The organism is Leptospira interrogans, assembly GCF_900156205.1.
Lineage (GTDB): Bacteria > Spirochaetota > Leptospiria > Leptospirales > Leptospiraceae > Leptospira > Leptospira interrogans.
In genome coordinates this window covers 74,379-83,033 of sequence record NZ_FTNA01000020.1, presented here as the reverse complement: position 1 = coordinate 83,033, position 8,655 = coordinate 74,379, and the positions used below count along the sequence as shown (strand labels likewise).

Sequence of the window (8,655 nt, the reverse complement as noted above, 5' to 3'; positions counted from 1 at the left end):
CTACAAAAACCGTCACATTTGATAATTTGTGAACTTTCAAGTAATTCTAATATTGTTAAATTTTTGTGTTAGTTCCCACATTTTCAGGTTTTGGGACATGTTCTTGATCTGTGGGAACTCTCACAAATCGTGGATTTACCAGTTAAACTTTGAGAATTGTGGGAACTATTCAGGAAATACAAAAAAGAATCATTGTTCAATCAGATCTTTGCATAAAACTTCTGTTTTACGACTATCGTCAAAATTTAAATCTCATTTTAGCGTGAGTTCGACTGAGAAAAATTTTCTAAAAGTATGAGTTCCTACAATTTTAGAATTTGTTCGTAAAATCGTGGTTTGTGGGAACTCATACATCATTTTATAGAGTTTTGTGTTAGTTCCCACATTTAAAAAATCGATCTGTAAAGTTCAGATTTGTAATAGTTCCTACATTTTGTTTTTTATATAAAGATTGACTTTCATAAAGAGGCTTTTTATGCCAAACTTACGTTAATTCGATTTAGAGTTCTTGTTATAGTAAAGTTTTAAGAAGTTAGATTCATTTCTAAAATTTTACCTGAACCATACAAACAAAATAAATTTTTCTTAAATGTCTAAACTTGCGTCATATGAAGAATCTAAACCTTGTGGATGATTTTTCATTTCAGGAAGAGATGTAAATTTACTTCTATAATCATCTTTTTTTCAATTCAAAAAGCCAATTCTATTACAAAATTATTAGATATAAATTTAGGATCAAATCCAAAGTGAAGGCGTTACACAGGTTTTGTGCATGGTATATTATAAATTAATAATAAAAGAAATATGAATAATTTCTAATCCTTTTTTGAATTTAGGTTTTCTGAAAATTATAAATTGCCCAAATTCGTTCTCGGTATAAGGGATGTTTTTATTGAATTGAAATTTTTTTTGATCTAATACTTTGATTGCCTGATCAATCGAAAGTGGGGAATTTGTTTTTTATTTTGTTAAGTAAATATTTTACTTTTTCTTTAAAAACAGAAACGGTTCTCTTTTTAAATTTGGCTCCTTTTATGATAAAATAAAATTCAACTAAATAAGCTTCGCATCCATAATTCTGAATTTCTAATTTTGTATTTTGATCAATATTGAAGAATTCAAATCCAATGTTCTTATCAATTTCTAATCTAAAGTCACTACTCGCTTTTGCAATAGAAGAAGGTATCGACCGATTGCATTTTCTCCAGATGTTCTTTTCCTCTTTTTCTAAAGCTCCAGAGAAAACCCAACCCTCTAATCCATTTTTGGTAACAATCTTAAAAAAGGGCGCGTTGATTGTATTGTTGTTTATAATACCATCTACTTTATTATTAGAAACTTCACCTTTCCAAGAAACAATTTCACTTGAACTTAACTTCCCAATTTCATTTGAGTCTAATTGAGGGATTTCTCTAATTTTCACCCCATCAATGATGGAAAATAATTTAATAACCTCAGTACTAGATTCTCCTGAGACTTGCAAAGAATTTAAAAGTAAGATTGCTAAAAAGAATTTTTTCAAAATCAAGGGAAATATACTTCACCTAACCTGCAAAATGCGAAGTGAATTTTTGTTTATCTACAATCCGGAGAATCTACTAAAATAAAAGGCATAGTAATCGGAGTTCCATTTGCTTTGAGTTCTCTGTCCTTCAAATAAAAACCACATACGGAAACGTAACTTCCTACTTGAACGTTGGAAATTAGAGAAGTTGAATCTGAATCCAGAGCAACCGGTTTACCTGAAAAATAAACCAAAAAACGAATCGAATTTCCTTTATATAAAATTTCTGAAACGGTTCCGGATATTTGGATCGTTTTTCCAAAAGCTGCGGAAGGATTAGAAACAAGTTCGTAGCCACTGACTTTGGGAGGGGGAGAGTTGGTTTTCTTTTTGGATTCTAAAGAAGTTCCAACTAACACTAAAAATATGAAAAGAATAAAAAAAGATTTTATTTTAAAATTCATAGTTTCTCCGAATTATGGATTAGATTCTATTGCATCATCTGGAACGCCTGGTGTTTTGATTCCACCCGATCTACTAAGCCACTTGTTTGTAATCATAGCGCGTCTATCTGCAGGAAAAAGAGTTAAGAGATAAGTAGTAATCGTAGGTCTTCCGTCTTCTTCCGCGTCTTTATCCATCTGAATAAAGACGTCTATAATATCTCCATCGGGCCAGTTTACAAGCATTCCAATTGCTGATTCGGGAGGCATGTTTGCTACTTTATCCGCAAGAACTTTAACCAGCTTTTGACGACTGTTTTTTTCGGAGTCTGCGGATTTCATTTCTTTTTCTTTTGCAATGAGGCCCTTACGCATTTCTTCTAACTTTTCCATTTCGGCTTCAAGTTTTCCTTTTTCGGCGATAAGTTCTGATTTTCTTTTTTCAAGTTCGTCTAGTTCTTCCGCAAATCTTTCTTGAGCTTTAGTAAATTCTAATTTTTGAAGTTCAGTAGGAGACTCGTTGTCTTGATTTACGAGAGCCGGTTCTTTACGAAGAAATGGAAAAATTTCAGAGGCGTTGATGATTTGGAAATAATCGAAAACGAAAAAACCAATAGCCAATAAAAAAAGAATAAGAAGAACCAGATAGATAGCTCTTGCTTTGTCGCTTAACGATGCCATGTTAAACCTTTAGATCAATTCGATTTTCATGAATTTTATTTTCCAATTCTTCTGCCTTTTTTTGAAAATCGGTAATTTTTTTCTGAAGATTAAGCATAGAATCTGTCGTTTGATTGGAATTTCCAACTGCGACGTTTAAAATTTTTTGAAATAAAGAATCACTTTTTATATCTGTCGTATAATTTTTTGATTTCGGATGCGCCTGAATCGTCGTTAGACGATTCGGGGTTTGATCCAGTATCGTATGTAAAGACTCTCGGAGTCGGTTCAGAGGATTCATTGATTTCTCTCCGTTCAATGGATTTTAGTTGATTGTAATGTTCTTCGAGTTCGAATTTTTCTTTTTTAAAATATAACCTTTTGTAATCTTTATATTGATTCTCTTTGAGAATCTCCAAGATCTTACGGTCTTTTTGAGCGAGTATTAAATCTGCTCTTTTAGAATCTAACTCTGATTTTCTATTTTCTATATCGGATTCTAAATTTTCGTTTTTGGTTATGAGAGAGCGGATATAACCTTGATGGAGTTGGTAATCTCTTAAAGAAGCTCCGTGGAGAGTATGAGACTCGCCTGTAAGATGTTCGATTTGTTTTTCATTTTCTAAAATGGAGTTACGGATCTGATTGATTTCACCTGCAACCTTAGAGAAGGCTTTTAGTTTTTCATCTTCTTTTTTTTTACGAAGATTTAATACCGGTTCCAGACTGAATTGAAAACGTTTCAAAATCTAGAATTCCTCTTCTTCTTGTTCTTCTTCTAAAACTTCTTTCAGACCTTGTAAAGCATGAGAGTAAGTACTACGTTCCTGAATTTTCTGTTTCAAATAACGATCTATTTTGTCTTTTTTACGAATCGCAAGATCTACCTTGGGATCTGAGCCCGAAACATACGCGTTTAAACGGATTAATTCTTCGGCAGAGTTATAGACACTGATCAGTTCTCGGATCATTCCTGCTCTTAGATTTTGATCCTCTGGAGCAATTCTAGCCATCACCCTAGAGAGGGAAGCGGGTACATCAATGGCAGGATAATGATTTTTTTCGGCGAGTTTTCTATTTAAGATGATATGTCCATCTATATAACCTCGAACCGCGTCTGCGATTGGATCTTCCATTTCGTCTGCTTCTGTTAGAACTGTATAAAATCCTGTAATTGTTCCTCCTGATTTGGAAGTTCCGGAACGTTCAACAAGTTTTGCTAATTTAGAAAAAACTGATGAACTAAATCCTCTTGTAATAGGAGGTTCGTGGTTGGAAGCAGAGATTTCACGATTGGCTTGTGCAAATCGAGTCAACGAATCCATCATAAGATTTACGTGTTTTCCTTGATCTCTGAAATATTCCGCAATGGAAGTTGCAAGTAAAGCGCAGTTTACCTGTTCCATCTTAGGCGCGTCGGAGGTTGCAGCTAATACGACCGATTTTTTAAGTCCTTCTTTTCCGAGATCGATTTCGATAAATTCGTTTACTTCTCTGCCTCTTTCCCCTACGAGAGCTATCACGTTTATGTCTGCGTCGGTATAACGTGCAATCATTCCAAGTAGACTGGATTTACCTACGCCGGAACCGGAAAAAATTCCAACTCTTTGTCCTCTTCCGATGGTTAGAATTCCATCGATGGCTCGAACTCCGGTCATGAGAACGTCTCGAATGATTGGGCGATCTAAAGGATTGGGAACTTCGTTATCAGGGGGACGTTCTTCTTTGGTAATGATATGACCTTTTTTATCGATCGGTCTTCCGACCCCGTTTAAGACTCTTCCGAGTAGTTCTTTTCCGACTGGGATTGCGAGTTTTCTTCCGGAAGAGAATACAAACGCTTCCGGATAAATTCCTTCTATGGGGCCAAGGGGCATAAGAGTATAAACGTGACCTTCAAAACCTACGATCTCACATTGGAGATAGCCTTCTTTCCCACTTTTTTGGACGTCCATCAATTCCCCAATTTTGGAATCGGGCGGTCCTTCTGAATAGATTACGTTTCCGGAGACTCGAATGACTTTTCCGGATTTCCGGATCGTTTCGGTTCGATCCATGATCAGAAAATATTTGGACATTACGTCTACTTTCTCATGAAATTTTTTTTCTATCATAGGATTATCTCTTGGTATCTAGAATTTACAAGAAAGTCAAGTATCTATGAGAAAATAAAAAAATTATGTCGCTATAATTTGGTTTTTTAGGAAAGAAGAAGATTTTCAAGTCCTGTTTGTAATGTGTGATGATAATAGTTCGGCTAAAAGATCTTTGGTTTTTTAATCTGAGAGATTTTACTACTCAGACACATAAAAATAGTATCTAAAATTAACATTCGGTTTTACCGGAGATACAAAAGCTCTTAAAATACATTTACCTGAAATGTTTAGTTTTTTTGAAGAAGTTCCTACGTTCTAATTTTTGAAGTAAGTCATCATCGTATTCTTTTCAAGAGTTCCCAATCTATCTCTTGTGTGAATGTAAGTTTATTGTAAATAATTAACGTGAATTCGGTATAATGCGAAAGGATCGATACAAAGTAAATTAGCAGAATACTCTTTCAAACTCAGTAAAACGCTTCCTAAACTCAAATCTCGCTCCCCGTCGAACGTCACTGAGTTTTCCGGGGCGCGAGATAGGTCGTGTTTTGGGTTATAACAGCTCGCGGATTTTATAGCTTTTACTACTCGGACGCATGAAAATAGTACCAAGTTATTAACGGCCTAATTTACGAAAAACTAGTGGTACTTAAAAAATGCTGCAAATTCGGGATTTACGGCATTTTAAAGCAAGACCAAAATATTCAAATTTTTGAAACAATCTAACACAAGTATTCTATTCATGCGCCCGAGTAGTAAAAGGCTCGTGATCGCTTTTTTACTTCAATTCTTTCGGAATTTTTAAACTCAATACTGTTCTCTATAGATTGCAGCATTAGAATCGCTTTGGTATGATTCTATAGACTTATGTGAAACGGCACTTTTTAGATACTCAATTTTATAAAGATTAGTAGAAGTAGGACAGACTCAAAGTTTCTAAATTGAAACTATTTGGATAAATATTATCCATGCTGCGTCTAATACCGATTTTATTGATTTTTATAAAATTCTAAATCAGGTTCTGGCGTTTTAAAGGTAAGCCAAATACCGCCTAACGTTATATTTTAAAAATTGTATTTAGCGAAAATTAGAACAAATTCCGCTACACAGAATTTTAGTACCAGATGATCTTCTAAACACATTCAAAATGACGAATGCGATTATTTTATTTCGCTTAACATCTGTGTATCAGAATAAATTTTTCTAAAAAAATTGAAAAGAGATTGTACTCTATTTCCGATATTTGATTATGTCCCGTATTGTAAATTCGGTGGAGATCCGTTATGCCAGAGCAGTTACAGAAAATTTTAAATAACATCCGGGAATTTTTCACAACCCTGGATACTACTAAAAAACTCATCCTGGGAGGGGTGGCTCTAACCGTTTTAATTGCGATTGGGATTCTCTCTACGATCTCTCTTCAAAAAAATAGGATGGTTCTGTTTAAAGACTTAACCAGCAAGGATTTTGCAGAAGTAACTAAAAAACTGGATTCTCTCGGTTATCAATACGGTAGTTCCGATACGAGTGTGATCACGGTCGATCCAGAACAAAGACAAGAAATCGTTACAAAACTCGCCCAAGAAAATTTAATTCCAGCCGGGGTCCAAGGTTGGGAACTTTTTAACGTAGATAAATTTACCGAAACACAGTTCGACAAAGATATTAAAAAATATAGAGCTTTAAAAGGTGCAATCGAACAGTCTCTTATGACACTTCGTTCTGTTGACAAGGCTTACGTAAATATAGCCTTTCCGGAAGATGAACTTTTTAGCTCCAATTCATCTCCTGTAAAAGCGTCCGTTATCTTGCACTATATTCCCGGAGTAGAATCCCTTTCTAGAAAAGAAGTTAAAGGGATTGTCAACTTAGTCTCTAGAGCGGTTCCCAAATTAAAACCGGAAAATGTGAGTGTCGCAGACGCGGATGGTAAAATCATCAGTGACTTTGAAGAAGACTTAGAAAAAGAAAGACTCGAACTTAGAATCGTTCAAGAAAAATTAAGAATCGGAGAAGAACAAAGAATTCAACGTCTCATCGATATGAGAAACACTCTTCGTTGGCTTTTAGGCGGTGAAGACAGAGTGGATATTACACGTTTTGAATATAATTTAAATTGGGATAAGGAATCTTATAAAGACAATTCCGTTTCGCCAGTTGTCGCAATTCCAGATAATCCAAACACTCCTTATTCTGAACTAAAACTCGTAGACGGTTATTCGCTCAAAGTTTCTTCTAAAGAAACCAAAGAAGACTTTAAAGGTAGAGGTTTTACTCCCGATGGCCCTGCAGGAACCGAACCGAATATTGCTCCCGGCTATAAAGATACAGACTATCAAAAAGCAGAATATAGCAAAGCCGAAAACATCAACAACTATGAATTCAACAGAAGGGTTTCTGAGGTTCAAAAACAACCTTGGAAAGTAGAAAAGGTAAACTTATCCGTTGTTATTGATGGAGTCTGGGAAAAGAAAGAGAAAGAAGACGGAACTGGTTACGATCGTAAATATGTTCCGGTTTCGGAAGACGAACTCAGACAGATTCGTAAAAATTTGGAATCTGCAGTCGGAATTGATAAAGCCAGAGGAGATCAAATTTCTGTTATTACAATTCCAAAAGATAGATCGGCTCAATTTGCTTCGGAAGACGAAGAGCTACGCAAACAAAAAGCGATTCGTCAAATGATCATCGCATCCTTAATCATCATTTTACTTTTAATTGTAAGCATACTGGTTTACAGAGCGATCAAAAAAGAAATCGCAAGAAGAAGAAGACTCAGAGAAGAAGAACTTGCTGCTCAACAACAGATGATGAGAGAAGCCGCCCTTCGAGTTATGGATGAAAGCGGTGCCGAAGTGGAACTTTCTCTGGATGAAAAATATAGAAGAGAACTTCTTGAAAATGCGATCAACCTCGCCAGAGAAAAACCGGAAGAAGTAGCACAACTTCTTCGCACTTGGCTCTCTGAAGAGGAAGCAGGTTGATGAACAACCTGTCTTCTAGACAAAACAGGGCTGGAAGTTTACTCCGGATTTTAGGAGAACATCTTCCTCCTGAAGTTTACAAACATCTAGGCCCGGAGGTCACCGGAAAACTTTTAGAAACGTTTCACAAAACTGGAAAACCAGATTCGAAAGAAGAGAGAGAAATTCTCTCTTCTTTTTTGAATTCTCTTTCTAAAATTCAAAAAGAAGAATCCATAGATCCAGAGAGTTTAAATCTCATCCGGGAATTAGAAGCTCTTCTCAAAGAAGAAAAAGAAGAAAGAGATCTTTTACAAGAACTGAAGACGAAAAACTCAGAAGAAATTTCTAAGATCGTTTCCAGTGAAAAACCGGACATGATCGCTTTAGTTCTTTGTTTTGGAGATCCGGACGTAGCCGCAGACGTTTTAAACGATTTTCCAGAAATGATAAAAGAAGAAATTCTGATCCAAATTCACGATCTAGATCTTTCCAGCGAATATGAAAAAAATCGTTTGGAAAGATTTTTAAAATTCAAACTGGAAGCCATTGCTCTCGAAGAAAAAAGTCTACCGATTCACAATCCAAAAGGTAAAAAAGCGGCTGATCTTTTAGGTAGGTTGCGACCAGGAGATTCCCAAAAAATATTTGCTCGAATTCGCGAGAAGCGCCCCGGTTTTGCCGAAAATATAATGGAACATTTCTTTCGGATGGAAGATCTATTATTTTTAGAAAGAGAACCTTTAAATCGTTTTTTTTCTTCCTTTCATCCGATCGTTCTCTCGTGTGCTTTAAAAGGTACAGAAACGGAGATACAGTCTAGAATTCTTGAAAAATTAGAGCCCGCTCTCTCCGCTTCGATCCGTTTGGAATCCGATTCTATGGGACCGATCAGTCTTGCGGAAATGGAAACTGCTCAAAACGGAATTTTGGAAAGGTTACGAGAAGAGATCGAAGAAGGAAGTATCAAATTTTGGAGAGCGACTTAA

At 35.6% G+C, this 8,655-nt stretch carries 6 protein-coding genes and 1 pseudogene; 2 read left to right on the top strand and 5 right to left on the bottom strand.

The genetic code is table 11. The annotated features are described in order from the left end of the window. Window positions 1-780: 780 nt before the first annotated feature. The 5 genes and pseudogenes from BW942_RS15355 to fliI form a co-directional block, all read right to left on the bottom strand. Window positions 781-1,528, bottom strand: a pseudogene (locus BW942_RS15355) (SH3 domain-containing protein). Window positions 1,529-1,575: 47 nt separating this feature from the next. Continuing rightward, a complete protein-coding gene (locus BW942_RS15350) occupies window positions 1,576-1,968 on the bottom strand; it encodes a transporter (protein WP_001009586.1) in 393 nt (130 codons plus the stop codon). 12 nt (window positions 1,969-1,980) lie between these two features. After that, window positions 1,981-2,628 carry a periplasmic-type flagellar collar protein FlbB gene (locus BW942_RS15345; RefSeq protein WP_000157730.1) on the bottom strand — a complete coding sequence of 216 codons (648 nt, stop codon included), beginning with the start codon at window positions 2,626-2,628 and terminating at the stop codon, window positions 1,981-1,983. A gap of 158 nt (window positions 2,629-2,786) precedes the next feature. Continuing rightward, entirely contained in the window at window positions 2,787-3,353 is a 567-nt protein-coding gene (gene fliJ, locus BW942_RS15340) for a flagellar export protein FliJ (RefSeq protein ID WP_000819760.1), read from the bottom strand. Window positions 3,354-3,356: 3 nt separating this feature from the next. Then, a complete protein-coding gene (gene fliI / locus BW942_RS15335) occupies window positions 3,357-4,721 on the bottom strand; it encodes a flagellar protein export ATPase FliI (RefSeq protein ID WP_000570583.1) in 1,365 nt (454 codons plus the stop codon). 1,265 nt (window positions 4,722-5,986) lie between these two features. On the opposite strand from fliI, the gene fliF reads away from it, so the two are divergent. Then, on the top strand, window positions 5,987-7,687 hold the full coding sequence (gene fliF / locus BW942_RS15330; protein WP_001115057.1) for a flagellar basal-body MS-ring/collar protein FliF: 1,701 nt from the start codon (window positions 5,987-5,989) through the stop codon (window positions 7,685-7,687). Next, a complete protein-coding gene (locus BW942_RS15325) occupies window positions 7,687-8,655 on the top strand; it encodes a FliG C-terminal domain-containing protein (RefSeq protein ID WP_001061755.1) in 969 nt (322 codons plus the stop codon). Before fliF ends, BW942_RS15325 begins: the two co-directional genes overlap by 1 nt.

What these genes read in the sequence shown, in the direction of transcription:
- BW942_RS15325 (WP_001061755.1), top strand. Translation starts at nt 7,687, where the DNA reads ATGAACAACCTGTCTTCTAGACAAAACAGGGCTGGAAGTTTACTCCGG.
- fliI (WP_000570583.1), bottom strand. Translation starts at nt 4,721, where the DNA reads ATGATAGAAAAAAAATTTCATGAGAAAGTAGACGTAATGTCCAAATAT.
- BW942_RS15345 (WP_000157730.1), bottom strand. Translation starts at nt 2,628, where the DNA reads ATGGCATCGTTAAGCGACAAAGCAAGAGCTATCTATCTGGTTCTTCTT.
- fliF (WP_001115057.1), top strand. Translation starts at nt 5,987, where the DNA reads ATGCCAGAGCAGTTACAGAAAATTTTAAATAACATCCGGGAATTTTTC.
- BW942_RS15350 (WP_001009586.1), bottom strand. Translation starts at nt 1,968, where the DNA reads ATGAATTTTAAAATAAAATCTTTTTTTATTCTTTTCATATTTTTAGTG.